Here is a 25366-nt window from a genome sequence, read left to right on the forward strand (position 1 = left end):
GGTCTGGAAGGAGATGCTGCGCGGCAACCAGCGCTTCGTCGCCGGTGAGCCCCGCCATCCCCGCCAGGACGTCGAGCGCCGCAACGAGCTCGCCGCCGAGCAGAAGCCGCTCGCCGCGCTCTTCGGCTGCAGCGACTCCCGTCTCGCCGCCGAGATCATCTTCGACCTCGGCCTCGGCGACCTCTTCGTGGTCCGCAACGCCGGCCAGGTCATCGCCGACTCGATCATCGGCTCGCTCGAGTACGGCGTCGCCGTGCTCGGCGTGAAGCTGATCCTCGTCCTCGGCCACGACGAGTGCGGAGCGGTGAAGGCCGCGATCCAGTCGCAGGCGCCCGGCGCCGAGCGGCTCCCCCCGCACATCGAGCACCTGATCGAGCCGATCATCCCGGCCGTCCGCCGCATCGTCGGCCCGCAGCCCGACGGCCGCGTCCTCGTCGACCCGTCCACGACCGACACCCTCGCGGTCGGCCGCGAGCACCTCCGCGACACCGTCGCCGAGCTGCTGCAGCGCTCCCCGCTCATCGCCGACGCGGTCGCCGCGGGAGAGCTCGCCGTCGTCGGCGCCAACTACCGCCTGTCCGACGGCACCGTCGACTCCGACGTGGTCCTCGGCATCGACCCGCCGCAGATGAGCCCCTACCGCTCCGAGCAGGAGCGCACTTCGAGCCCGCTCCAGAGCGTCTCGAGCCCCGACGCGACCGCTCCGGCCGCCGAGTAGCCGGCCGCGGACGACCGACCCGACCTCACCGAACCGATGAACCGAACAGAACAGGACGAACACAGCGTGGTGGACACCTCCCCGACCGACTCCGGCGCGACCGACGCCTTCCGCATCGAGCACGACACGATGGGCGAGGTCCGCGTCCCGCGCGACGCGCTCTACGCCGCGCAGACGCAGCGCGCGGTCGAGAACTTCCCGATCTCCGGCGCCGGCCTCGAGCCCGCCCAGATCGCGGCCCTCGCCCGGATCAAGAAGGCCGCGGCCCTCGTGAACGCGGACCTCGGCGTCCTCGACGGCGAGATCGCCCGCTCGATCGCCGACGCGGCCGACCTGGTCGTCGGCGGCGGCTACGGCGAGCACTTCCCGATCGACGTGTACCAGACCGGCTCCGGCACGTCGTCGAACATGAACATGAACGAGGTGCTCGCCACCCTCGCGACCACCGCGCTCGGCCGCACGGTGCACCCGAACGACCACGTCAACGCCTCGCAGTCCTCGAACGACGTCTTCCCCACCTCGGTGCACGTCGCCGTGACGGGCGCGCTGATCCAGGACCTGGTTCCCTCTCTCGAGCACCTCGCCGAGGCCCTCGAGACGAAGGCCGAGCTGTGGGCCGAGGTCGTCAAGGCCGGCCGCACGCACCTGATGGACGCGACGCCCGTCACCCTCGGCCAGGAGTTCGGCGGCTACGCCGCGCAGATCCGCCTCGGCATCGAGCGCGTGCAGTCCGCCCTCCCCCGCGTCGCGGAGGTCCCGCTCGGCGGCACCGCCGTCGGCACCGGCATCAACACGCCCGCCGGCTTCCCGGCGAAGGTCATCGCCCGCCTCGCCGAGGAGACCGGCCTGCCCGTCACCGAGGCGCGCAACCACTTCGAGGCGCAGGGCGCCCGCGACTCGCTCGTCGAGGCGTCCGGTGCGCTCCGCGTGCTCGCGGTCAGCCTGACCAAGATCAACAACGACCTGCGCTGGATGGGCTCCGGCCCGAACACCGGTCTGGGCGAGCTGAGCATCCCGGACCTCCAGCCCGGCTCGTCGATCATGCCCGGCAAGGTGAACCCGGTGATCCCGGAGGCGGTCCTGATGGTCTGCGCCCGCGTGATCGGAAACGACGCGACCATCGCCTGGGCCGGCGCCTCCGGCGCCTTCGAGCTCAACGTGGCCATCCCCGTGATGGGCACCGCGCTGCTCGAGTCGATCCGCCTGCTCACCGCCTCCGCGACCCTGCTCGCCGACAAGACGATCGACGGCCTCGAGGCCAATGTCGAGCACGCGCGCGCCCTCGCCGAGTCCTCGCCCTCGATCGTCACGCCGCTGAACAAGGTGATCGGCTACGAGGCCGCCGCCAAGGTCGCGAAGAACTCGGTCGCGAAGGGCATCACCGTCCGCGAGTCCGTCGTCGACCTCGGCTTCGTCGAGCGCGGCGAGGTGACGGAGGCGCAGCTGGACAGCGCCCTCGACGTCATGTCGATGACCCGCCCGGGCTGAGCCCCGCCTCCACGCTGGTCGAGTGGCCCCGCAGGGGCGCATCGAGACCCACCGTGCTCAGCAGGGCGGGTCTGCAGACTCACGTCCTGATGCCGGTGGATCTCGATACGCCCGCTCCGCGGGCCACTCGATCAGCATGAAGGGTCAGCCGTCGCGCGATGGGCGCCCGCGCATGCTGGTCGAGTAGCCCCGCAGGGGCGTATCGAGACCACCGCAGCCGGGACGCCGGCCGTCAGCGCGCGGCCGGCCGCCGCGCCCACGACGGCGCGCGCTCGGGCCGGGGACCGATGCCGACCAGCGCCGCCGGCACGACGGCGAGCCCGGGCAGCAGCCGGAGCAGCGCCGCGAGCGCCCGCGGCGGTCCCGAGAGCCGCCCGGCCAGCGCCGGCAGGATCAGGCGCGCGTGCAGGACCACCTGCAGCGACTGGATCAGCACCGCGGGCAGCGCGCGCCGGCGCTGCACCTGCGCGAGCACCCGTTCGCCCGCCGCCGTCCGCAGCACGCCGCGGCGCAGCGGCCCCGCCAGCAGTCGCGCGGCCGCCACCGCGTCCTGCACGGCCAGGTTGATGCCGACCCCGCCCACCGGCGACATCGCGTGCGCCGCGTCGCCGAGGCAGAGCACTCCCGGAGCGTGCCAGCGCGGCAGCCGCTCGAGCCGGACGTCGAGGTGCTTCACGTCGTCCATCGACCCGATCCCCGCCATGTCCTCGGCGACCTCGGGGAGCAGCTCGGCCGCCTCCGCCCGGAACGCCTCGATCCCCCGCTCCCGCACCGCCGCGTCGGTGCCTTTCAGACCCAGCCGCGCGATCTGCAGGTAGCCGTCGCGCGGGATCGCGATCGCCACCCGCCCGCGCCCGATCCGCGGCAGGAGCGACTCGCCCACCGCCCGCGCCGTCGGCAGGCGGTACCACCAGACGTCGAAGCCGACCGGCAGCGCGTGCACCCGCAGCCCGACCGCCCGGCGCACCGCCGACCAGCGGCCGTCGCAGGCGACGGTCAGATCGGCGAGCAGCCGTCCCTCCCCGGCCGGCGAGCGGTACTCGACGCCGACGACCCGCCCGCCCTCGCGGACGACTCCGGTGACCTCGTGCTCGGTGAGCAGCGTGAAGCCGCGCTCGGTCTGCGCGGCCTCGGAGAGAAGAGCGAGCAGGTCCCACTGCGGCACCATCGCGACGTACGGGTGGCGCACCGGCAACCGCGCGAAGTCCGCGATCACCACGTCGCGTCCGTCGCGGCCCGGGATCGTCACGCGCTCCACCCGCGAGTGCCGGATCGCCTCGAACCGGTCGAGGAGGCCGAGGTCCTCGAGCAGCCCCAGCGTCGTCGGGTGCACCGTGTCACCGCGGAAGTCGCGGAGGAAGTCGGCGTGCTTCTCCAGCACCGTCACCTCGACGCCGGCCCGCGCCAGCAGCAGACCGAGCACCAGCCCCGCCGGACCGCCGCCCACGATCGCGCAGGTCGTCCGCCGCTCCGGTGTCGCGTTCCCGCCGGCCACCCCGTCGTCTCCGTCGCCGTGCGCCACGTCCGCCTCCTCGCTCGGCACCCGGTCTACACCTCCACGAACGTGCGGACCAGCGTCCGAGGCTCGCCCGTCACAGCCCGGCGAGCACGACCCAGAACCCGGCGAGCTGGAACGGCCCGAACGGGATCCGCTCTCCCCCGCCCCGCAGCGCCGACGGCAGACTCCACGCCCCGGCGAGGACGAACGCGAGCACCGGCGCCTGGAGGGCGAGCGCCGGATCGACCGCCGCGAGCGGGAGGGCCAGCCCCGTCCCGAGCTTCACATCCCCCAGCCCCAGCCCGCCGGCGAGATGCAGCACCCCGAGCGCGAGGGCCGTGAGGAGCACGGCGGGCAGCTCCCCCGGCATCCGGCCGGCGAGCGCCCCGCCGACCGTGGTCGCGAGCCCCGCCAGCAGGATCGGCCCCGTCAGCGCGTTCGGCAGACGCCGCTCGCGCACATCCGCGAGGACGAGCGGCACCGTCGCCGCAGCGACCACGAGGACGACCAGCACCGGACGCCCCTCGACGCGGGTGAGTCCGATCGCGCCGAGCAGGACCGCCGCGCCGAGCGCTGCCGGGAGGTCGCGGAGGCGATCCATCCGGAGACCCTAGAGCGGATCGGCCCGCCCCCGCCGGAGTTCTCCACAGGCGGCGAGCGTGCGCCTCACTCCCGCGGCGGCACCGGCCCGAGCAGCGCGTTCGCGAAGAGCCCGTGCGCGGACTCGTCGTCCGAGGGGTGGAAGAGCCCCGCGAGCACGTCCCGGTAGAGCCGCGAGAGCTCGGAGTCGCGGCGGTAGGACGAGCCGCCCGAGACGCGGACGGCGCTCTCGACGATGCGCAGGGCCGCCTCCGTGGTGCGGATCTTCACGCCGACGAGCGGCGGGAACCAGGCGGCCCCGCGGTCCACGAGCGCGTCGACGTCGGCCGCCGCGCTCGCGAGCGGAGCCCGCAGCCCGTCGAGCAGGATCGCCGCGTCCGCGAGGCGCCAGCGGATGTCCGGGTCCTCGGACAGCGGTCGTCCGCCCGCCCGGAGCGAGGTCCGCTTCCGCGCCGACGCCACGCCGAGGTCGAGGGCGCGCTGGGCGACCCCGAGATAGACCGAGGCGATCAGCAGCTCGAAGTCGGCGAAGATCGCGAAGACCAGCGGGTCCGCCGTCGGGCCGACCGGCAGCGAGCGGAACATCCGCGCAGCCGGCACCTCGACGCCGTCGAGCACCGTGGTGCGGCTCTGGGTCGCGCGCATCCCGAGGGTGTCCCAGTCGTCGTGCACGGTGAGTCCCGGCACCGGCGCGTCCGGCGACGGACGGTCGACGAAGCCGTGCACGAGCCGCGGTTCCGGCCCGCTGTCGTCGCGGCCGAAGACGCCCAGGCGCGTCCAGGCCGGCGAGAGCGAGGTGAAGATCTTGGTGCCGGTGAAGCGGTAGCCGCCGTCGCCCAGCGGCTCGGCGCGCGTCAGCGAGTCCGAGAGCACGAGGTCGTTGCCGGGCTCGCTGTTGCCGAAGGCGAAGACGTGCCCGGCGGCCGCGTCGATGAGCACGTGCTCGAGAGAGGCGTCGCCGCGGGCGCGCAGAGCCTTCGCGATCCCGGTCCAGACCAGGTGCATCGTCGTCGCCAGCGCGGTGGCGGGAGCAGCGGTCGCCAGCCGGGTGTGCTCGGCCGTCGCCTGCTCGAGACCGAGCCCGCCGCCGCCGAGCTCCTCCGGGACGAGCATCGTCAGGTAGCCGACGGCCTTCAGCTCCTCGAGGTCCTCGGCGAAGAAGACGTTGCGCGCGTCGTAGTCGGCCGCGCGGAGGCGGAAGCGCTCGAGGAGCGCGTCGTCGAGGATGCTCACCCGCCCCACGCTACGCGTCCCGGTCGTGGAGCACCCTGCCCCGGAGCACCTCCGGCACGCAGAACGACCCCCGGCTCGCGGGAACCGGCGATGCCGGCGAGCCGGAGCGGGTTCCCCGAGCCGGAGGTCGCTCAGACGCGCGCCTCCGGCAGGGCGGATCAGGCCGACTCGTTCGACTCCAGCATCTCGGTGACGAGCGCCGCGATCGCCGAGCGCTCCGAGCGGGTCAGCGTCACGTGGGCGAACAGCGGGTGCCCCTTGAGCGTCTCGATCACCGAGGCGACGCCGTCGTAGCGGCCGACGCGCAGGTTGTCGCGCTGGGCGACGTCGTGCGTGAGCACCACCCGCGAGTTCTGGCCGACCCGGGACAGCACCGTCAGCAGCACGTTGCGCTCGAGCGACTGCGCCTCGTCCACGATCACGAACGCGTCGTGCAGCGAGCGGCCGCGGATGTGCGTCAGCGGCAGCACCTCGAGCATCCCGCGCTCGATCACCTCGTCGAGCACGTTCTGCGAGACCAGCGCGCCGAGGGTGTCGAAGACCGCCTGGGCCCAGGGGTTCATCTTCTCCGCGGCGTCGCCCGGCAGGAAGCCCAGGTCCTGGCCGCCGACCGCGTAGAGCGGCCGGAACACCATGATCTTCTTGTGCTGGCGCTTCTCCAGCACGGCCTCGAGACCGGCGCAGAGGGCGAGCGCCGACTTGCCGGTGCCGGCCCGGCCGCCGAGCGAGACGATGCCCACCTCCTGGTCGAGCAGCAGATCGATCGCGAGCCGCTGCTCCGCCGAGCGGCCGTGCAGCCCGAAGACGTCCTTGTCGCCGCGCACGAGCGTGATCTGGCGCTTGCCGGTCACCCGGGCGAGCGCGGAGCCGCGGTCCGAGTGCACGACCAGCCCGGTGTTGATCGGGATGTCGGCGACCTCGTCGGTGAAGAGCCGCTCGCGGTCGTACAGCTCGCTCATCTGGTCGCCCCGGAGGGTGACGTCGTCCATGCCCGTCCAGCCCGACTCGGGGGCCAGCTCGGCGAGGTACTCCTCGGCGGCGAGGCCGATCGAGGCGGCCTTCACGCGCATCGGCATGTCCTTCGACACGACGGTGACGAGGGCGCCCTCGCTCTGCAGGTTCATCGCCACGGCGAGGATCCGCGAGTCGTTGTCGCCGAGCTGCAGCCCGCTGGGGAGCACCGACATGTTCGAGTGGTTCAGCTCGACGCGGAGGGTCCCGCCCCGGCCGACCCGGATCGGGAAGTCGAGCCGCTCGTGCTTGACCCGCAGCTCGTCGAGGTGCCGCAGCGCCTGGCGGGCGAAGTAGCCGATCTCGGGGTCGTTGCGCTTGCCCTCGAGCTCGCTGATCACGACGATCGGCAGGACGACGGCGTGCTCCGCGAAGCGGAACATCGAGGAGGGATCCGACAGCAGCACCGAGGTGTCGAGGACGTAGGTGCGCTGGAGCTGCTCGGTGCGATCCGAGGCGCCGTGCTGCGCGCGGCGGTGGACCGCGCCCTGCGTGCCGTTCTGCGGATCCGTACCCTGGGGAACTGTCACGTCGACTCTCCACATTCCGGGGGCCGGAGCCCCCGACTCACTTCAGAGGATTGCGAGTCGGCCGGTGGTGCGTGTCAGCACCGCTCAGTTCCTTCACTGGCAGGTCTTCGAGCCGTACTTCTGTGGCCGACTCGACCAGGTGCGTCACCTGATGATCCGAACCTAATCCCGGAAATGACAGCCGTGTGGTTCTTGCCGAGACGAACGTGTAACGGCTATGTGAACAGCGCGCGCGGGAGGGCAGCTCAGCTGCCGAAGCGGCGGTGCCGGCCGGCGTAGTCGCGCAGCGCCCGGAGGAAGTCGACCTCGCGGATGTCGGGCCCGAGCGCCTCCATGAAGTAGAACTCGCTGTGCGCGCTCTGCCAGAGCATGAAGTCGGAGAGCCGCTGCTCGCCCGAGGTGCGGATCACGAGATCCGGGTCGGGCTGCCCGCTGGTGTAGAGGTGCTCGCCGATCAGCTCGGGAGTGAGCAGCCCCGCGACGTCCTCGATCGACGAGCCGCGCTTGCCGTGCTCGTCCAGGATGCTGCGGACCGCCTGCGCGATCTCGTGCCGTCCGCCGTAGCCGACCGCGAGGTTCACGTGCAGGCCGGTGTGCGCGGCGGTGCGCTCCTCCGCGCGGTCGAGCGCCGTCACGAGCGACTCCGGCAGCCCGTCGTCGGAGCCCACGTGCTGCACCCGCCACTCGGGCTGCTGCGAGACCTCCTCGGCGAGGTCGGCGATGATCGCGATCAGCTCGGTCAGCTCGGAGCTGTCCCGGCCGACCAGGTTGTCCTGCGAGAGCAGGTAGAGGGTGACGTGCCGGACGCCGAGCTCGTCGCACCACTGCAGGAACTCGTGCACCTTCGCAGCGCCCGCCCGGTGACCGTGCGCGGCCGTCTCCAGCGCGCGCTGGCGGGCCCAGCGGCGGTTGCCGTCGATGATCATCGCGACGTGGTTCGGCAGCGCGGCGCCCTCGAGACTCGAGCGCAGGCGCTTCTTGTAGACGCCGTAGAGGAGGTCCCTTCCCACAGGCAGTCTCGGCTTCGGCACCCTGCCACGGTAGTCGAAGACGGGACCGGTCAGCGGACCTCGGCCGCTCACCCGTCCGAGCGTCGTCTCCGGGTCCGTGCGGGGCGGCGGGTCGTATCCTCGTCCGTATGAGCCAGCGGCCGACCTCCCCCACGCCCGATCCGGACGCGCGCGCCCTGGCCCAGGACGACGCGGCGCATCCGCCGCTGCCCGCCCTGCCGCTCGTCGAGGACGAGATCGAGCACGGCCCGGCGACGGAGGCGCGACCGACCTGGCGCGGCTGGATCCACGCCGGCCTGTTCCCCCTGGCGATCGCGGCGGGCATCGTCCTGGTCAGCGTCGCCGACGGCGCTCCGGCGAAGTGGGCGGCCACCGTGTTCGCCGTCTCGTCGCTGCTGCTCTTCGGCAACTCCGCGCTCTACCACCGCTTCGACTGGTCGCCGCGGACCAAGATGATCCTCAAGCGGATCGACCACGCGAACATCTTCCTGCTGATCGCCGGCACCTACACGCCGCTCGCCGCGCTCGCCCTGCCGCCCGCGCAGGGGTCGCTGCTGCTCGTGCTGGTCTGGGCGGGGGCGCTGCTCGGGATCGGCTTCCGGGTGTTCTGGATCTCCGCGCCGCGCTGGCTCTACGTGCCGCTCTACCTGCTGCTGGGCTGGGCGGCCGTGATGTATCTCGGACCGCTGTTCGAGGCGAGCGCGGCGATGATGGTGCTCGTCCTGGTCGGCGGCCTCTGCTACTCCGTCGGCGCGGTGATCTACGGGATCAAGCGGCCCAATCCGCTGCCCGGAGTCTTCGGCTTCCACGAGATCTTCCACGCGCTGACTGCGGTGGCCTTCCTCTGCCACTGGACGGCGGCGCTGATCGTCTGCCTGCACCCGACCTACAACGTCGGCTGAGCGCGGCGGGCTCAGCGCCCCGCGGCGCCGTCCGCGCTCTCGCGCTCCTCGGCGTCGAGCTGCTCGTTCACCTGGGCGCGGTAGGTCGTCCGGCGCACCCGGCGCACCATGTCGAGCGCCAGGAGGACCGCGGCGAGCGCGATCACGAACATGGTGATGAAGCCGAACAGGCCGGGCGTCACCGTGTCCTCGTTGAACTCCGGCGCGGTCGTCGGCACGGGCGTCGCCTCGGCGGCGCGGATCAGCGCGAAGTGAGCGGCCTCGAGCACGGTCGCGGCGATCATGCGGTCTGCTCCTCGGGGACGGGGGCGGCGTCTTCAGCGGCGGCGGAGTCGGCCGGCAGCGCGACGTCGATCCCGGCGAAGAGGTCGGTCTCGGGCGTCGGCGCGTCGACCCGGCTCTGCACGAGCTGGAAGTCGTCGGTCGGCCACGCGGCGTCGATCGCCGAGTGCGGGAGGAAGAAGAACTTGTTGTCGGGAGCGACCTGGCTCGCGTGCGCGAGCAGGGCCGCGTCGCGGCGGTCGTGGAAGCCGGAGACGACGATCTTCGTGGTGGCGAGGTAGGGCATCTCCTCGTTCCAGCGCTTCATCTCCTCGAACGAGGCGAGCAGCGGGTCCTCCGGGTCGATCGAGCGGATGTGCTCGGCGATCGCGCGCAGCTTCTGCGAGCTGAAGACGCGGTCGTAGTAGAGCTTCGAGACGGACCAGGCGGCGCCGGTGCCGGGGTACTCGTCGGCCTCGCCCGCGGCGCGGAAGGCCTCGACCGCGACCTGGTGCGCCCGGATGTGGTCCGGGTGCGGGTAGCCGCCGTTCTCGTCGTAGCTGATGATCACGTGCGGGCGGAAGCGGCGGACGAGCCGCACCAGCGGCGCGGCCGCGGTCGGCAGCGGCAGGCCGGCGAAGGAGTCCGCGGCGACGGCGCCGTCCTCGGGCATCCCGGAGTCGACGAAGCCGAGCCAGGCGTGCTCGACGCCGAGCGCCCGCTGAGCGGCGGCCATCTCGTAGCGGCGGAGGCCGCCCATGTCGCGCTCGGCGTGAGCCCGGGCCGAGAGCGCCTCGTTCAGGATCGAGCCGGCCTCGCCGCCCGTGCAGGAGACGACCATGACCTCGGCGCCGCGGTCGGCGTAGGAGGCGAGGGTCGCGGCGCCCTTGCTGGACTCGTCGTCCGGGTGGGCGTGCACGGCGAGCAGGCGCGGGACCTCGCGCGGCGCAGCGTCGGCGTGCGCCTCTGAATCTGCGGAGACCTGGACGGCCTGGGACACGATCTCTCGATTCCTCGGGGTTTAATGGGGGATGTCGCCGGGTTCTCTCCGGCGCACGTCACCCGCCAGAATAGTCGCTTCACCCAGGGAGTTCCGTGGCCGCCCGAACGTCCGAGAGCGACGAGCGCGCGAGCGACCCCGCCCTCGATCCGGACGCCGTCCGCGCCGCCGGCCCGCTCGCCTCCCGCTACGGGAGGACGCCCCGCAGCCGCCGCGGCGACCGCCGGCTCTTCGCCCTCGTCGCCGTCGCCTTCGTCGCCGTCTTCGCCGCCTGGGTGATCTGGGCCGGCCTCGACGGCGCCCGCGACGGCGTCGACGTGCAGGACACCGCGCACCAGGTGGTCGACGACCGCACCGTCGAGGTGTCGTTCGATCTGACCGTCCCGACCGGCCGCGACGCCGCCTGTGCTGTCCAGGCGCTCAACGAGCAGTCCGCCGTCGTCGGCTGGCTCGTCGTCGAGTACCCCGCGTCGACCGAGCGCTTCCGCTCCTACACCGAGACGGTGCGGACCACGGAGCTCGCCACGACAGGTTTGATCTCCTCCTGCTGGCTCCCGTAGGGTGTCGGGGTGCCCTGACGGACTCGTCGGGGCCTTGTCTTTTCCCCCGCCGCACGCCCTCGGTCGATCCGGTCGCCGGGCGCAGGCGTCCGACAGCACCGTCGGTCGCGCGCGGCCGTCATGTGAGGAGCCCACCATGGCCGACCAGCCTCAGGTCACCTGGATGACCCAGGAGTCGTACGACCGCCTCCAGGCGGAGCACACCGAGCTGTCCACCAACGGGCGCCTCGAGATCGCCAAGCGCATCGAGGTCGCGCGCGAGGAGGGCGACCTCAAGGAGAACGGCGGCTACCACGCCGCGAAGGACGAGCAGGGCAAGATCGAGGCGCGCATCCGCCAGCTGACCGCGCTGCTGCGCGAGGCCGAGATCGGCACGCCGCCCGAGAGCCACGGCGTCGTCGAGGCGGGCACGATCATCACCGCCGAGATCGCCGGCGACGAGTCGCGCTTCCTCCTCGGTAACCGCGAGATGGCGGGCGAGAGCGACCTCGACGTCTACAGCCCGCAGAGCCCGCTCGGCGGCGCCATCATGGGCCTGAAGGTCGGCGACTCCACCACGTTCGAGGCCCCCAACGGCCGGAACATCACGGTCAAGGTCACGAACGTCGAGACCTGGAACGGCCACTGACCCTCAGCGCTCACGCACTCCGCGAGATGCCACTTGTGCGCCCGACACGCCGTGTCGGGCCGTCACAAGTGGCATCTCGCGTTGACAGGCGGGCTAGCCGTTCGAGAGGCGCGGGGAGTAGCCCGCGTCGCGGAGGACCTGGAGGACGCGGTCGGCGTGCTCGGGGCCGCGGGTCTCGACGCTGATCTCGAGCTCGACCTCGCTGATCTGCAGGCCTCGGCCGTGCCGGGTGTGCAGCACCTCGACGACGTTGGCGTTCGCCTCCGAGATCAGGTCCGCGATCCGCGCGAGCTGACCCGGCCGGTCGGGCAGCCCGATGCTCATCTTGAGGTAGCGCTCGGAGGCGGCGAGCCCCCGGCTGATCACGCGCTCCATCATCAGCGGGTCGATGTTGCCGCCGGAGAGGATGACCGCGGTGCGGCCCGCGTTCCGGATCTTGCCGGTGAGGATCGCGGCGATGCCGACCGCGCCGGCCGGCTCGACGACGAGCTTCGCGCGCTCGAGCAGCACGAGCAGCGCCCGCGCGGTGTCGTCGTCCTCGACGGTGACGACCTCGTCGACGACCTCCCGGATGATCTCGAAGTTGAGCTGCCCGGGCTTCGCGACCGCGATGCCGTCGGCGATGGTGGGCGAGATCGTGATCGCGATCGGCTCCCCCGCCGCGAGCGAGAGCGGGTACGGCGCCGCGTTCGCCGCCTGGACGCCGATGACCCGCAGCGTGCGCCCCTCCTGGGCCGCCTTCTGCTTCGCCGCGGAGGCGACGCCGGCGATGAGCCCTCCGCCGCCGATCGGGACCACGAGGGTCTCGACTCCCGGCGCCTGCTCGAGGATCTCGAGGCCGATCGTGCCCTGGCCCGTGATGACGTCCGGATGGTCGTAGGGCGGCACGAAGACCGCGCCGGTGCGCTCGGCGAACTCGGCCGCCGCGGCGAGGGCCTCGTTGAAGATGTGCCCGCTCAGCACCACCTCCGCGCCGTAGTCGCGGGTCGCCGCGAGCTTGGGCAGGGCGACGCCGATGGGCATGAAGATGGTCGCCTTGATGCCGAGCTCGCGCGCGGCGAAGGCGACGCCCTGCGCGTGGTTGCCGGCCGAGGCGGCGACGACGCCGCGCTCGCGCTCCTCCGCCGAGAGGTGCGAGAGCCGGAACACAGCGCCGCGGATCTTGTAGGAGCCGGTGCGCTGCAGATTCTCGCACTTGAGGAAGACGGGCGAGCCGAGCACCTCGGCGAGGAAGCTGCTCGTCTCCATCGGGGTGTTGGCGATCACGGGGGCGAGGACGGTTCGGGCCGCCTCGAACTCGCTCAGGGTCGGTCCGACGACGCGGCTAGTCTGCATGCTCTTCGGCAACTCTCTCGGGGGTTCGGGTCGGCGAGCGCCAGGCTCCGCTCGCGACGTAGTTGACCATGACGTTGAGGGTCGCGACCACGGGGACCGCGAAGAAGGCGCCCGCGATGCCCGCGACGATCGAACCGCCGGCGACCGCGAGGACGACGGCGAGCGGGTGCACCTTGACGGCGGAGCCCATGATCAGCGGCTGGAGGATGTGCCCCTCCAGCTGCTGCACGCCGAGGACGACGATGAGCAGGATCAGCGCGATGACCGGGCCGTTGTAGACCAGGGCGATGAAGACGGCGAGCGCTCCGGTGACGACGGCTCCGATGACCGGCACGAAGGAGCCGAGGAAGACCAGCACGCCGATCGGGATCGCGAGCGGGACGCCGAGGAAGAACGAGCCGAGACCGATGCCCACCGCGTCGACGAAGGCGACCAGGATCTGCACCTTCACGAAGTTGGTCAGCGTGACCCAGCCCGCCCGGCCGGCGCCGTCGACGGCGCCGCGCGCGCGGTGCGGGAACAGCCGCACCACCCAGCGCCAGATGTTCGGGCCGTCGATCAGGATGAAGAGCGTCGAGAACAGCGTCAGCAGCACACCGGTGAGCACGTGCCCGACCGTCGAGCCGACGCTGAGGACGCCGCTGACCAGCATCCCCGAGTCCTGCTGCACCGCCGCGAGCGCCTGCTGCGCGTACTGGTTGATGTCGGTCTCGGTCAGGTGCAGCGGGCCCTCGAGCAGCCAGGTCTTGAGGTCGTCGTAGGACTCCACCGTCTGGCGGCTGAGATCGTCGAAGCCGGAGTAGACCTGGGTGACGACGAGGAAGAGCAGCCCGCCGATCACCAGGACGATGCCGAGCTCGGCCACCACGATCGCGAGCCACTTGGGCCAGTGGTGGCGCTGCAGGAACGTCGAGAACGGCACGAGCAGCGCCGCGATGACGATCGCGAGCAGCAGGGGGATGACGATCAGCCGCAGCTCGATCACGAGCAGGCCGATCACGGCGAGAGCGCCGGCGACCACGAGGATCCGCCAGGCCCACGCCCCGGCGATGCGCATCCCGGTGCTGACGAAGGCCGCGTCCGGGTCGAGCGGGCGGGGTTGCGGCGGACGCTCGGGAGCCGCGGTGATGCGGGCGGCGTCGCGGGCGCCGGACGTGCGGCGGGACCGGCCGAGTCTCATCCGCCCAGACTAATCCCCGCCGCATTCCGCGGGCGGAATCCGCGACGACTCACGCGGCGGCGCGGACCGCCACCGGCCGCAGCGCCAGTGCGAGACCGACGCGCTCCCCCGGTGCGAGCCGGATCCCGGCGGCGTGCTGCACGACGAGCTCGTCGCCCTGCTCGGTCCGGACCGTCGAGCGGCGCACCGGGCCGAGGAAGCTGGTCGCGACGACGACCGCGGCCAGGGCGCCGGGGGCACCGCCCGGCACGATCTCGATGTCCTCCGGCCGGAGGAACGCCGACACCGCGCCGTCCCCCGTCGCCGGATCCACCAGTGGCAGGCGTGCCCCGAGCACGGAGACGCCGCCCGCGGACACGACTCCCGGCACGACGTTCGAGAGGCCGACGAAGTGCGCGACGAACGGCGTCGAGGGCCGCGCGTAGAGGTCCTCCGGTGCCCCGAGCTGCTCGATGCGCCCGGCGCTCATCACGGCGACCCGGTCGGCGACGGCGAGCGCCTCCTCCTGGTCGTGGGTGACGAAGAACGTGGTGATGCCGATCTCGGACTGGAGCCGCTTGATCTCGTCGCGCAGCTGCACGCGGACCTTCGCGTCCAGCGCGGAGAGCGGCTCGTCCAGGAGCAGGACCCGCGGACGGGTCACGAGCGCCCGGGCGAGCGCCACCCGCTGCTGCTGCCCGCCGGAGAGCTGATGCGCGTAGCGGTCGCCCAGAGCGCCGAGGCCGACCAGGTCGAGCGCGTCCTGCGCGGCCGTCCGCCGCTCCTTCGCCGCGACACCGCGGGTGCGCAGGCCGAACTCGACGTTCTCGCGGGCGCGCAGGTGCGGGAAGAGCGAGTACGACTGGAAGACCATGCCCATGTCGCGGCGGGCGACCGGCAGATCGGCGACGTCGCGCTCGTCGACCAGGATGCGGCCGGAGTCGATCCGCTCGAGCCCGCTGAGGGCGCGGAGAGCAGTGGTCTTGCCGCAGCCGGAGGGGCCGAGCAGGGCGATGAACTCCCCCGGCGCCACGTCGAAGCTGACGCCGTCGAGGGCGCGGGCGGCGCCGTAGTGCCGCGCGACGTCGAGGAAGCGGACGCGAGCGCCCGGCGAGAGAGGAGCGGTCACGGCGTGCCTTTCGAAGCGCGGCGCCCGGTGGCGACGAGTCCGATCCGCGCGAGGCGGCCGATCCCGAGCAGCAGGGCGAAGGCGAACAGGAGGGAGAGGAGCGAGAAGATCACGGCGACGTAGGCGTCCTGCTTCGACACCTGCACGAGACCGGTCTGCAGGGTGGTCCGGCTGAGCAGCGAGGCGATGGTGTACTCGCCGAGGACCACCGCGACCGTGATCAGCGCCGCGGCGACGAGGCCGCGGCGCAGATTCGGCAGCAGCACCCGGGTGAGCACGCCGACGGGGCCGGCGCCCAGCGAGCGGGCGGCCTCCGAGAGCGTGATGGCATCCAGGCCCGCGAGGTCGGCAGCGATCGCGCGGTAGGCGTAGGGCAGCACGAGCACGCCGTAGGCGAGCGCGAGCGTCCAGGGCGCCGAGCCGACGAGGCGGGTGATCACCGAGTAGACCGGGGCCAGCCCGACGACCAGGACGATCGCGGGGACGGTCAGCGGCAGCAGGCAGACCAGCTCGAGCGCCCGGCGCAGGCGCGGCAGGCGGATCTCGACGAGGAGCATCGTCGGCACGAGCAGCACGAGCACGATCAGGGCGGTGACGACCGCGAGGATCAGCGAGTTGCCGATGCCCTGGAAGAGCGCGCGGTAGCCGCGCTCGTTCTCCGGGTCGAGGATCGCGGTCCAGTGCGAGAGGTCGTAGCCGCCGGCGCCGCGGAGGGTGAACTCCGCCATCGCGATCAGCGGCACCGCGAAGGCGAGGCCGGTGACGACCAGGACGATGCGCGAGAGGGCGCGGGTCATCGCTGCCACCGCCGGGCTCGGCGCTGCAGCAGCGCGTAGCCGGACATCAGCACGATCATCACCAGGAGCATCCCGAGCGCGAGCGCGCCGGCCAGGTTCTCCCGGCCGAGGACCGTCTCGCTGACGAGGGCGGCGCGGATCTGCAGCGGCACGATCTGCGCGCCCTGGCTGATCAGCGCCGCGGCCGTGGCGAACGAGGAGAACGCGTTGGCGAACAGCAGCAGCACCGAGCCGAGGAAGGAGGGCGCGAGGACGGGGACCGCGACCCGCCACCAGTAGCTCACCCCTCCCCCGCCGAGCACGGCGTTCGCCTCGGCCCACTCGGGGCGCAGGCCCTCGAGGGCGGGCAGGAAGGTGAGCACCATCAGCGGGACCTGGAAGTAGAGGTAGGGCAGGATCAGGCCGGGCAGCTGGTAGAGCCAGACCCCGTCGGCGTAGAGGTCGACACCCGCGCCGGCCAGGAGGGTCGTGACGAGGCCCTGCACGCCGATCGTCGCGATGAACGCGAACGCCAGCATCACGCCGCCGAACTGGGCGAGCACGCTCGCGGCGGCGTCGACGATCGTGCGCAGCGGACCGCGCGGATCGGCGCCGAGCAGGGCCAGGCAGACGATCCCGCCGAGGATCGCGCCGACGACGGCGGTGAGCGCCGACAGCCCGAGCGAGGCGCCGAAGGCCGACAGGACGACGGGATCGCCCAGCGCCGCGACGTTCGCGAGCGTCGGCCGGCCGTCGCCGTCCACGAAGCCCGTGCCGACCGCGAGGACGGTCGGCACGGCGAGGAAGAGCAGGACGTACACCGCGAACGGAGCGACGCCCAGCGACGCGGGGAGACCGCGCCGCCCCCGGGGCGCGCGGGCCCCGGGGACGGCGCGGACGGCGGCGGTCGTCACTGGATCGCCGCGGCCCACTTCTCGGCCAGCAGGGCCGAGGCGGCCTCGGTCTGCTCGGAGGTGAACTGGACGAGGTCCTCGGGGGCGGCGCCGACCGCGTCGAGGGCCTGCTGGTCGACCGTGCCCGCGTCGATCATGGCCGCCAGGCGCACGGGGTAGGCGCCGGCCGCGAGGTAGAGGTTCTGCGCGGCGTCGGAGTAGAGGTACTCCTGCCAGAGGCGCGCGGCGGCCGGGTGCGGCGCGTCGGCGTTGATCGCCTGGTTGTAGTAGCTGCCGACCGCGGTGCCGGGCAGCACCGTCGTCGTCCACTCGCGGGTGCCCTCGTTCGCCGTCGCGGCGGCGAGGTTGTTGTAGCTCCAGTCGAAGACGACCGGGGTCTCGCCCGAGGCGATGGTCGCGTCGGTCGGGTCCAGCGGCAGGAAGTTGCCCGCGTCGTTCAGCTTCTCGAAGAAGTCGACGCCCGGCTGGACGTCGTCGGCCGAGCCGCCCGACTGCAGGGCGGCGAGCTGCACGGCGGCGGCCGCGGCTCCGGCCTGGGTCGGGTCGCCGTTGATCGCGACGGAGCCGCGGTAGTCGGCGCCGAGCAGGTCGTCGAGCGCCTCGGGCGCGGGCACGGCGTCGGCGTCGTAGCCGATCGACATCAGGCCGGTGTAGTCGTTCACCCAGAGGCCGGTCTCCTCGCGGTTGCCCTCGGGGATGTCGTCCCAGGTCTCGACCTTGTACGGCGCGAAGAGGTCGGTGTTGGCGAGGGCCACGGCGGCACCGAGGTCGAAGACGTCCGGAGCGGTGTCCTGGCCGGCCAGGTTCTGCGCGGTGCTGATCTCCTCGGCGGAGGAGACGTCGGGGTCGGCCGAGTTGACGGTGATGCCGTACTCGTCCTCGAAGCCCGAGATGAGCTCGCCGTAGTTGGCCCAGTTGTCGGGCAGCGCGATCACGTTGAGCTCGCCTTCGGCCTTCGCGGCCTCGATCAGGGCGTCGAGCCCGCCGAGGTCGGCGGCGGAGGTCGCGGTCGAGGCGTCGACGGACGCGTCCCCCGACGAGGCGCCGGCGTCGCCGGAGCAGGCGGTCAGGGTGAGCGCGAGAGCGGCGGTCGCGGCGGCGAGCACGCCGGCGCGGGGGAAGCGCTGGGTCGTCAAGAGTCCTCCAGGAGTCGGGTGGGTGGGCCCCTGCGGGCGCCTCGGGAAACGTAGGGGCTGCTCCCGACGTCCCGGGGCCGCTGCGATGAACCGGACGGGAACACTCGGCGGCGGGACAGGATCGGCCGATGTCGGCGGCCTTCGCTAGCGTGGGGGCACCATGACCGAGCAGCTCAGCCCCGCGCTCGCGCGCCGCATCGCCCTGGCCGCCCAGGGCTTCGGCGCCGCGCCGCCGCCGAGCGTCGGCACGCGGCAGATCCTCGGCGTGATCGACCGGATCCGGCCGCTGCAGCTCGACTCGGTCAACGTCTTCGAGCGCAGCCACTACCTCCCCGTCCTCGCCCGCCTCGGCCCCTACGACCGCGGCCTCCTCGACGCCGTCGCGTTCTCGCCGAAGGGGCACTACCTGGAGTACTGGGCGCACGAGGCGGCTCTGATCCGCCGCGCGGACCTGCCGCTCTACCGCTGGCGGATGGAGCACTACCGCCGCGTGCGCCTGCCCGAGCACGAGGGCTGGGCGGCCGAGAACCGCTCCACGCTGGACTGGCTGCGCGCGGTTCTCGCGGACGGCCCGCTGCGCGCCTCGGAGATCGAGCACGAGGCCAACACCCGCACCGGTCCGTGGTGGGGCTGGTCCGACATGAAGCGCGGGCTCGAGGTGCTCTTCCGCTGGGGCGAGGTCGTCTCCGCCGGGCGCACGCGCTTCGAGCGCTCCTACGCACTCGCCGAGCAGGTGCTGCCCCGCGAGGTGCTGGCGGCCGAGGTCTCCGCGGAGGACGCGGTCCGCGAGCTGGTGCGCCGCTCCGCGCTCGCCCTCGGCGTCGGCACCCTCGGCGATCTCGCCGACTATCACCGGCTGCTGAAGGCGCCGACGCTCGCGGCCGTGCACGACCTGGTCGACGCCGGCGAGCTGGTGCCCGTCGAGGTCCGCGGCTGGGAGCGCTCGGGTCGCCCGCTGCCGCTCTGGCGGCACACCGCGGCGCGGCGGCCGCGGGAGCTCCGCGCCGACGCGCTGCTCTCCCCCTTCGATCCCGTGGTCTGGCACCGCCCGCGCGCCGAGCTCTTCTTCGACTTCCACTACCGGATCGAGATCTACACGCCGGCGGCGCAGCGCGTGCACGGCTACTACGTGCTGCCCGTGCTGCTCGACGACGTCCTGGCGGCGCGGGTCGACCTCAAGAGCGATCGCCAGAACGGCGTGCTGCGCGTGCAGGCGGCCTGGCGCGAGCCCGGGGCGCCGCCGGACACCGCCGAGCGCCTCGCCGCGCTGCTCGTCGCTGCCGCGCACTGGCAGGGGCTCGAGTCGGTCGACGTCGTCGGGCGGGGCACCCTCGCGCCCGAGCTCCTCGTCGCGCTCACCGCAGGGCACCGCGAGGTCCTCGCATGAGCGTCCCCCAGGAGCGGCAGGGTCCGATCGCGCTGGCGCTCTCGGAGAAGTGCGTCGCCCTGCTGCTGGAGCGCGGGACCACGAAGGGCGTCAGCTCGATCGACCTGGCGCACGCCGCCGGCATCTCGCTGCGCACCTTCCACCGCTACCTCGGCGGCAAGGAGGACTGCGTGCGGCCCGTGCTCTACGCGGCGATCGCGGCCATGGGGCGCGAGCTCGTGGCGCGGCCGGAGTCGGAGTCGCTGAACACCGCGCTGGGTGCCGCGTTCGCCGCGGCCGCCTCCGGTCCGCAGCTGGAGCGCACGCTGCGGCTGATGCCGCTGCTCACCGAGACGCCGGGCATGCGCGCGGTCTGGGCGCAGTCGCTGCACGACGGCGAGGCCGCGCTCACGCCGAGCATCGCGCAGCGGATGGGCCTCCCGGCGGCGGACGAGCCGCGCGCGGCCGTGCTCGCGACGGTCGTGCTGGCGCTGGTGCGGCGGGCGCTGGTGGACGCCGTCGCGACCGGCACGGACCCGGCACCGGTGTTCGACGACTACCTCACGACGCTCGACGGCGGCCCGCTCGCGGCCGGAGCCCCGGCGGCGCGCTGACGGCAGCTCTCGATACGCCTCTGCACGGCTACTCGACCAGCATGAGGGGGCGCCCCTCCGGGGCTGCTCGACCGGCGGTCGGTCGCGTCAGAACTGGACGCGGGGCGGCTCCGAGATGGCGGCGAGGTCGCCGACCTCGAAGAACTCGCGCTCGGAGAAGCCGAGGCGGCGGGAGAAGAGCGTGTTGGGGAAGACGGTGACCTTGGTGTTCATCTCGCGGACGCCGCCGTTGTAGAAGCGCCGGGCCGACTGGATCTTGTCCTCCGAGTCGACCAGCTCGCCCTGCAGCTGCAGGAAGTTCTGGCTGGCCTGCAGCTGCGGATACGCCTCGGCGACGGCGAAGATCGACTTCAGCGCCTTCTGCATGTGGTCCTCGGCAGCGGACGCCTCGGCGGGCCCCTGCGCGGAGAGCGTCTCGGCGCGGGCGCGGGTCACCGAGTCGAAGACCTGCCGCTCGTGCGAGGCGTAGCCCTTCACCGAGTCGATGACGTTCGGGATCAGATCCGCCCGCCGCTTCAGCTGGACGGTGATGTCGCTCCAGGCCTCGTCCACGCGGACGTTCAGCGTGACGAGGGAGTTGTAGGTCGCCCAGAGGTAGATCCCGAGGATCACCACGAGCACGACGACGACGATGAGCGGGACGAGCCATTCCATGCCGACAAGTGTAGGGAAGGACTCCGCGCCGTCCTCGGCAGTCCGGCGCATTCGCAGAGAGGCGGCCGGGCGCTACTTCAGCGTCTTCTGCATCAGCACGGTGCTCAGCCAGCGCTCGAACTTGAAGCCCACGCGGCCCATCCGGCCGACCTCGACGAAGCCGTACTTCGCGTGCATCGTGAGCGACGCCTCCGCTCCCTTGTCGGCGATGACGGCCATGACCTGGCGGATGCCGACCGCCTTCGCGCGGTCGAGCAGCTCGGTCATCAGCGCCTTGCCGAGGCCCTTGCCGGTCGAGGCCGCGCGGAGGTAGATCGAGTTCTCGACGGTGAAGCGGTAGGCGCGCTTGGACGACCACGGCGACACCATCGCGTAGCCCAGGATCTGACCCGACGGCGAGACGGCCACGATGAACGGCAGCCCGAGCTTCTGGTTCCGCGCGAACTTCGAGCGCCACTCCTTCAGCGTCGAGTCGTCCTCGTCGAAGGTCACCACGGTGTTGCGGACGTAGTGGTTGTAGATCTCCTGGATGTCCGGCAGATCGGCGTCCCGCGCCTCGCGGATCTCGAAGGAGAACTCCGGCTCGGGGGCGGGCCGTCGCCGCAGGTGCGGCGGGAGGGTCCGGCGCTGCTCGTACTCTTCCTCGAGCATCTCGCTCCTTCTCAGCGGTGGTGGTCGGCGTCTGCGCTCCCGGGCGACGGCCGGGATCCGGGCCAGCGTAGCCGGGGCGGAGGAGCGCCGCACGCGCGGCTGACCGCGCGCGGGTCAGTCCAGGAGCGCCCAGTCGACCGGCTCGGCGCCGCGCTCGGCCAGCAGCTCGTTCGCGCGGCTGAACGGCCGCGAGCCGAAGAAACCGCGCGACGCGGACAGCGGGCTGGGGTGGGCGCTCTCGACGATCCCGGAATCGCCGAGCAGCGGCCGGAGGTTCGCCGCGTCGCGTCCCCAGAGGATCGCGACGAGCGGCTGCTCGCGGGCGACGAGGGTGCGGATCGCGTGCTCCGTCACCCGCTCCCAGCCCTTGCCGCGGTGCGAGGCGGGAGCGCCCGGCGCGACGGTGAGGACGCGGTTGAGCAGCAGCACGCCGCTGCGCGTCCAGCCGCTGAGGTCGCCGTGCTCGGGCGGCGCGACGCCGAGGTCGTCCCGGAGCTCGCGGTAGATGTTCTGCAGGCTCCGCGGCAGCGGCCGGACGTGCCGGTCGACGGCGAAGGACAGCCCGATCGGATGCCCGGGCGTCGGGTACGGGTCCTGCCCGACGATGAGCACGCGCACCTCCTCCAGCGGCGCAGCGAACGCGCGGAGCACCTGCGCGCCGGCCGGGAGGTAGGGGCGCCCGGCCGCGGTCTCCGCGCGGAGGAAGTCGCCCATCGCCGCGATGTCGCCGGCGACCGGGGCGAGCGCCTCGGCCCAGCCGCCGTCGATCAGGCCGGCACCGGCCAGCTCCTGCAGGTCCACGCTCAGCTCGCGGCGAGCGTGGCGACCGACACTCCGGCCTCGCCCGCGCTCGCGCGCCACACCGAGCCGGCGCCGCGGACGCGCAGCGCGCCCGTGCCGACGGTGAGGACGGTCGACTCGTCGATCGCGACTCCGCCGTCGACCAGCCCCGCCTCGACGGCCGCGACCAGCCGGCCGAGCGTGCCCCACTGAGCGGCGTGCACATCGATCGAGACGTCGACCAGGCCGATGCCCTCGAGCACCGTCACCTCGTCGAGCTCCTCGGCCGCGTGCTCCGGCGCGACGGCGACTCCGCCGATCCGCGAGCCGCCGACGATCGCGCGGTCGGCGGCCACCGCGGCGCCCGCCGAGTAGCCGGCGTAGGGCACTCCGGAGGAGACGAGGTCGCGCAGGCGCGGGAACGACGCCTCGAGGGCGTCACGGTAGGCGGGAGTCAGACCCCCGCCGACGAAGATCCCGTCGACGTCGTCGAAGACCGCCGGGTCGATCCGGCCGCCCTCGGGCTTCATCACGGCCACGGGGAGGAGCTTGCCGGCGGTCGCGAGCGTCGCGGCCCAGCCGGCGTAGACCTCGGGCCCGAGCCCGTCGTGCACGACGACGATGGCGATCCGCGGGCCCTCGATGCGGCCGGCGTCGACGGCGCGGTCGTGCGCCTCGGTCAGGAACGCGCCGTAGAGCTGCTGGTCGTGCTCGACACCGCCACCGCCGCCGATCAGGTGGACGCTCACTCGTCGTCCTCCGCGAGGGCTCCCGCCACCGGGGGCAGAGCCGACCAGGGGAAGACGATCCAGCGCGGCGTGCGCCGCCAGAAGAAGTCCGGCTCGAGCACCGTGCGCGGCTTCGTGTAGAGCGTGACGGTCTGCACCTCCGCGCCCATCGCGCGGATCAGGTCGACCGAGAGGGCGAGGGTGTGGCCGGAGTCGGAGACGTCGTCGACCAGGAGGATGCGCTTGCCGCGCACCGACGCCTCGTCCAGCAGCGGCGGCAGCACGACGGGGGCGGCCAGTCGCGCCTCGACGCCGGTGTAGAACTCGACGTTCAGCGCGCCGCAGCTCTTGATGCCCAGCGCGTACGCGACCGCGCCCGCGAGCAGCAGACCGCCGCGCGCGATGGCCACGACCAGCTCCGGGCGGTAGCCGGAGGCGACGACGTCGTCGGCGAGATGGCGAGCGGCGTCACCGAACTCGAGCCAGCCGAGGACCTCCTTCTCCGTGGCGGCGAGGAGGGCGGCGGAGTCGTCGGCGTCGGAAACCATGAGGGACAGGCTAGAGCGTCGCGAGGCCCCGCGTCACATCACGGGGCCTCGCGAACGGTGCCTGTCACGCCTTCGGGGTGAGCGCGCCCTTGATCACCTTGTGCGGAGCGGCCTGCGCCACCGGCTTGATCGTCACCAGATCGAGGTTGACGTGCGGCGGCAGCTCGACGGAGGAGACGATCGCCGCGGCGACGTCCTCCGCCACCAGCGGGCCGGGGACCTCGGCGTAGACCTTGTCGGCGCGCTCCTTGTCGCCGCCGAAGCGGACGAGGGAGAACTCCTCGGTGTGCACCATGCCGGGAGCGATCTCGATCACGCGGATCGGCTCGCCGGCGAGCTCGAGGCGGAGGACCGCGACGAGCGCGCGCGCGGCGAACTTGGCGGCGTTGTAGCCGCCGCCGCCCTCGTAGGCGACGTGGCCGGCGATCGAGGTGACGGTGACGACGTCGGCCGAGCCCTCGGAGCCCCCGTCGGCGATGCCCGCGCGCAGCAGCGGCAGCAGGGCGCTCGTGACGAGCTTGACCGAGAGCACGTTGATCTCGAACATCCGGGTCCAGTCGGCGGGGTCGGACGCCTCGACCGAGTCGAGGCCGAGCGCACCGCCGGCGTTGTTGACGAGGGCGTGCACCGCGCCGGTCGCGGCGAGGTGGTCGCGCAGCGCGTCGACCTGGGCCGCGTCGGTGAGATCGGCGACGAACACGCTCGCCCCGGTCTCCGCGGCGAGCGCCTCGAGCTTCTCCCGGCGGCGGGCGACCGCCACCACGTCCCAGCCGTGCTCGCGGAACAGGCGGACCGTCGCCGCACCGATCCCCGAACTCGCTCCTGTCACCACGACGCGTCGAACCACGCTCGTCCTCTTTCCGTCAAGCCTCGGACACCATCGACTCCGTCGTCGGAGCCAACGCTAGCCTGGCCGCATGCAGCCCGCCGACCCGGCTCCCGCCACCGCCGGGTCGCCCACTCCTCCCAAGCGCCGCGTGCCCCTCTGGGACAACGCCCGCTTCGTCTGCGTCGCCCTCGTCGTGATCGGGCACGGGATCCAGCGGCTCACCGCCAACTCCGACACGTCGCTGATCGTCTATTTGACGATCTACGCCTTCCACATGCCGGCCTTCGCGATCATCTCCGGCTACTTCTCCAAGGGCGGAGCGCCGAACGCCCGCGCGATGCGGCGGGTGCTCACCGACATCCTGCTGCCGTACCTGATCATGGAGACGATCTGGACGCTGGTGCAGTTCGCGGTCGAGGGCAAGCAGGAGTTCAACCCGACCAAGCCGAGCTGGACCCTGTGGTTCCTGCTCGCGCTCGGGATCTTCCGGCTGGTCCTCCCCTACCTCGCACTGCTGCGCTGGCCGCTGCTGATCAGCGTGGTCCTCGCGGTCGGCGTCAGCTACTACGACAACATCGACTCGACGTTCTCGCTGGCCCGCGCGATCGGGATCCTGCCGTTCTTCGTCTTCGGCTGGCGGCTGCGCAGCTGGAAGGCCGGCTCGCGGCTGCTCGTGGACCGCTGGCTCGATCTGACGCCGCGGCAGATCCTGCTCTCCCGGGTGATCGCGGTCGCGCTCTTCGCGGCGACGGTCGTCGTGATGACCGTGAACATCGACGCCTTCCGCGCGGCGGACCTGCGCTACTGGTTCTTCTACGACCGGCCGTACGACGCACTCGGCGAGACCGCCTGGTGGGCCGGGCTCGTCCGGCTGGCGCTGATGGCGACCGCGGTCGTGCTCTCGCTCGCGCTGTTCAGCCTGATCCCGCGCCGCCGCACGGCGATGACGGCGTGGGGGCAGTCGACGATGTACGTCTACCTGCTGCACAGCTTCGTCCTCTATCCGCTGCGCGAGTCCGGGCTGCTGACGGCGACCGAGAGCACGCTCGCGCTCGTGCTGATGATCGTCTTCTGCATCGTGGTCGCGATCGTGCTCTCCCTCGGCTGGACGCGCACCGTCTTCCACAAGATCGTCGAGCCGAGGGCGACGTGGCTGTTCGCGCCGGTCGCCGACGAGCGGCCCGAGCGGCCCGACCGCGCCGACCCGACCGGGTCCAAGCGCGACCCGCATCCGACCTCCGGGATCCGCACCGGCCGCTGATCCGGCGCGGTTACCCCGTGTGTCGAGCGCCCTGGCTGCGCCGAGGG

27 protein-coding genes are annotated in these 25366 nt (G+C 72.7%); 8 read left to right on the top strand and 19 right to left on the bottom strand.

What is annotated here, in order from left to right; translation table 11 throughout:
• Positions 1–13 precede the first annotated feature (13 nt).
• Both HRK28_RS03020 and HRK28_RS03025 read left to right on the top strand, forming a co-directional pair.
• Positions 14–718 (top strand): carbonic anhydrase, encoded by a 705-nt coding sequence (locus HRK28_RS03020; protein WP_127888435.1) that lies wholly within the window; start codon positions 14–16, stop codon positions 716–718.
• Positions 719–784: 66 nt separating this feature from the next.
• Positions 785–2206, top strand: coding sequence for an aspartate ammonia-lyase (locus HRK28_RS03025; RefSeq protein ID WP_244231805.1), 1422 nt, complete (start codon positions 785–787; stop codon positions 2204–2206).
• 232 nt (positions 2207–2438) lie between these two features.
• Here HRK28_RS03025 and HRK28_RS03030 read toward each other — a convergent pair whose 3' ends face one another.
• From HRK28_RS03030 to HRK28_RS03050, 5 genes are all read right to left on the bottom strand, one after another.
• Positions 2439–3728: an FAD-dependent oxidoreductase gene (locus HRK28_RS03030; RefSeq protein WP_367948329.1), complete on the bottom strand. Its 1290-nt coding sequence runs from the start codon at positions 3726–3728 to the stop codon at positions 2439–2441.
• Positions 3729–3798: 70 nt separating this feature from the next.
• Entirely contained in the window at positions 3799–4305 is a 507-nt protein-coding gene (locus HRK28_RS03035) for a prepilin peptidase (RefSeq protein ID WP_173250380.1), read from the bottom strand.
• Positions 4306–4370: 65 nt separating this feature from the next.
• Positions 4371–5546 carry an acyl-CoA dehydrogenase gene (locus HRK28_RS03040; protein WP_173250381.1) on the bottom strand — a complete coding sequence of 392 codons (1176 nt, stop codon included), beginning with the start codon at positions 5544–5546 and terminating at the stop codon, positions 4371–4373.
• A gap of 149 nt (positions 5547–5695) precedes the next feature.
• Complete coding sequence (locus HRK28_RS03045) at positions 5696–7078, bottom strand: PhoH family protein (RefSeq protein ID WP_244231803.1); 1383 nt, start codon at positions 7076–7078, stop codon at positions 5696–5698.
• Positions 7079–7323: 245 nt separating this feature from the next.
• On the bottom strand, positions 7324–8088 hold the full coding sequence (locus HRK28_RS03050; RefSeq protein ID WP_367948330.1) for an isoprenyl transferase: 765 nt from the start codon (positions 8086–8088) through the stop codon (positions 7324–7326).
• 128 nt (positions 8089–8216) lie between these two features.
• Between HRK28_RS03050 and HRK28_RS03055 the strand changes: the two genes are divergently transcribed.
• Positions 8217–8990, top strand: coding sequence for a hemolysin III family protein (locus HRK28_RS03055; RefSeq protein ID WP_173250383.1), 774 nt, complete (start codon positions 8217–8219; stop codon positions 8988–8990).
• A gap of 11 nt (positions 8991–9001) precedes the next feature.
• Here HRK28_RS03055 and HRK28_RS03060 read toward each other — a convergent pair whose 3' ends face one another.
• Together HRK28_RS03060 and mca are read right to left on the bottom strand one after the other, a co-directional pair.
• Complete coding sequence (locus HRK28_RS03060) at positions 9002–9274, bottom strand: hypothetical protein (protein WP_173250384.1); 273 nt, start codon at positions 9272–9274, stop codon at positions 9002–9004.
• Positions 9271–10251, bottom strand: coding sequence for a mycothiol conjugate amidase Mca (gene mca / locus HRK28_RS03065; protein WP_173250385.1), 981 nt, complete (start codon positions 10249–10251; stop codon positions 9271–9273). Before mca ends, HRK28_RS03060 begins: the two co-directional genes overlap by 4 nt.
• Before the next feature lie 95 nt (positions 10252–10346).
• Here mca and HRK28_RS19945 point away from each other — a divergent pair, with 95 nt between their 5' ends.
• Together HRK28_RS19945 and greA are read left to right on the top strand one after the other, a co-directional pair.
• Positions 10347–10811: a DUF4307 domain-containing protein gene (locus tag HRK28_RS19945; RefSeq protein WP_160088220.1), complete on the top strand. Its 465-nt coding sequence runs from the start codon at positions 10347–10349 to the stop codon at positions 10809–10811.
• Positions 10812–10947: 136 nt separating this feature from the next.
• Positions 10948–11439 carry a transcription elongation factor GreA gene (greA, locus tag HRK28_RS03075; protein WP_123702741.1) on the top strand — a complete coding sequence of 164 codons (492 nt, stop codon included), beginning with the start codon at positions 10948–10950 and terminating at the stop codon, positions 11437–11439.
• A gap of 93 nt (positions 11440–11532) precedes the next feature.
• Here greA and ilvA read toward each other — a convergent pair whose 3' ends face one another.
• From ilvA to HRK28_RS03105, 6 genes are read right to left on the bottom strand one after another with little or no spacing between them, the layout of a single operon-like run.
• Positions 11533–12774, bottom strand: a complete 1242-nt coding sequence (gene ilvA / locus HRK28_RS03080) for a threonine ammonia-lyase (RefSeq protein ID WP_160088218.1) — start codon at positions 12772–12774, stop codon at positions 11533–11535.
• The gene (locus tag HRK28_RS03085) at positions 12764–13954 is read right to left on the bottom strand and encodes an AI-2E family transporter (protein WP_173250386.1); all 1191 of its coding nucleotides are present in this window, start codon (positions 13952–13954) and stop codon (positions 12764–12766) included. Before HRK28_RS03085 ends, ilvA begins: the two co-directional genes overlap by 11 nt.
• A gap of 49 nt (positions 13955–14003) precedes the next feature.
• Complete coding sequence (locus tag HRK28_RS03090) at positions 14004–15062, bottom strand: ABC transporter ATP-binding protein (RefSeq protein ID WP_173250387.1); 1059 nt, start codon at positions 15060–15062, stop codon at positions 14004–14006.
• Positions 15059–15859: an ABC transporter permease gene (locus tag HRK28_RS03095; RefSeq protein WP_173250388.1), complete on the bottom strand. Its 801-nt coding sequence runs from the start codon at positions 15857–15859 to the stop codon at positions 15059–15061. Before HRK28_RS03095 ends, HRK28_RS03090 begins: the two co-directional genes overlap by 4 nt.
• Positions 15856–16752 carry an ABC transporter permease gene (locus HRK28_RS03100; RefSeq protein WP_173250389.1) on the bottom strand — a complete coding sequence of 299 codons (897 nt, stop codon included), beginning with the start codon at positions 16750–16752 and terminating at the stop codon, positions 15856–15858. The genes HRK28_RS03095 and HRK28_RS03100 overlap by 4 nt, the downstream gene beginning before the upstream one ends.
• Entirely contained in the window at positions 16749–17888 is a 1140-nt protein-coding gene (locus HRK28_RS03105) for an ABC transporter substrate-binding protein (protein WP_173250390.1), read from the bottom strand. The genes HRK28_RS03100 and HRK28_RS03105 overlap by 4 nt, the downstream gene beginning before the upstream one ends.
• A gap of 160 nt (positions 17889–18048) precedes the next feature.
• Between HRK28_RS03105 and HRK28_RS03110 the strand changes: the two genes are divergently transcribed.
• Both HRK28_RS03110 and HRK28_RS03115 read left to right on the top strand, forming a co-directional pair.
• Positions 18049–19275, top strand: coding sequence for a winged helix-turn-helix domain-containing protein (locus tag HRK28_RS03110; RefSeq protein WP_173250391.1), 1227 nt, complete (start codon positions 18049–18051; stop codon positions 19273–19275).
• The gene (locus HRK28_RS03115; protein WP_160088206.1) at positions 19272–19868 is read left to right on the top strand and encodes a TetR/AcrR family transcriptional regulator; all 597 of its coding nucleotides are present in this window, start codon (positions 19272–19274) and stop codon (positions 19866–19868) included. The genes HRK28_RS03110 and HRK28_RS03115 overlap by 4 nt, the downstream gene beginning before the upstream one ends.
• Before the next feature lie 87 nt (positions 19869–19955).
• On the opposite strand, the gene HRK28_RS03120 is transcribed toward HRK28_RS03115, so the two are convergent.
• From HRK28_RS03120 to HRK28_RS03145, 6 genes are all read right to left on the bottom strand, one after another.
• On the bottom strand, positions 19956–20522 hold the full coding sequence (locus HRK28_RS03120) for a LemA family protein (protein ID WP_123702724.1): 567 nt from the start codon (positions 20520–20522) through the stop codon (positions 19956–19958).
• Positions 20523–20594: 72 nt separating this feature from the next.
• Complete coding sequence (locus tag HRK28_RS03125; protein WP_160088204.1) at positions 20595–21173, bottom strand: GNAT family N-acetyltransferase; 579 nt, start codon at positions 21171–21173, stop codon at positions 20595–20597.
• Between the two features lie 114 nt (positions 21174–21287).
• Positions 21288–21980 (bottom strand): uracil-DNA glycosylase, encoded by a 693-nt coding sequence (locus HRK28_RS03130; protein WP_160091266.1) that lies wholly within the window; start codon positions 21978–21980, stop codon positions 21288–21290.
• Positions 21977–22702 carry a Type 1 glutamine amidotransferase-like domain-containing protein gene (locus HRK28_RS03135; protein ID WP_160088202.1) on the bottom strand — a complete coding sequence of 242 codons (726 nt, stop codon included), beginning with the start codon at positions 22700–22702 and terminating at the stop codon, positions 21977–21979. The genes HRK28_RS03130 and HRK28_RS03135 overlap by 4 nt, the downstream gene beginning before the upstream one ends.
• Positions 22699–23229 (bottom strand): phosphoribosyltransferase, encoded by a 531-nt coding sequence (locus tag HRK28_RS03140; RefSeq protein ID WP_123445400.1) that lies wholly within the window; start codon positions 23227–23229, stop codon positions 22699–22701. Before HRK28_RS03140 ends, HRK28_RS03135 begins: the two co-directional genes overlap by 4 nt.
• Before the next feature lie 64 nt (positions 23230–23293).
• Positions 23294–24076 carry an SDR family NAD(P)-dependent oxidoreductase gene (locus HRK28_RS03145; RefSeq protein ID WP_367948331.1) on the bottom strand — a complete coding sequence of 261 codons (783 nt, stop codon included), beginning with the start codon at positions 24074–24076 and terminating at the stop codon, positions 23294–23296.
• A 70-nt stretch (positions 24077–24146) separates the two neighbouring features.
• On the opposite strand from HRK28_RS03145, the gene HRK28_RS03150 reads away from it, so the two are divergent.
• Positions 24147–25319 carry an acyltransferase family protein gene (locus tag HRK28_RS03150; protein WP_173250392.1) on the top strand — a complete coding sequence of 391 codons (1173 nt, stop codon included), beginning with the start codon at positions 24147–24149 and terminating at the stop codon, positions 25317–25319.
• Positions 25320–25366 lie beyond the last annotated feature (47 nt).

The organism is Rathayibacter sp. VKM Ac-2835 (assembly GCF_013266705.1).
In the GTDB taxonomy this organism is placed as follows: domain Bacteria; phylum Actinomycetota; class Actinomycetes; order Actinomycetales; family Microbacteriaceae; genus Rathayibacter.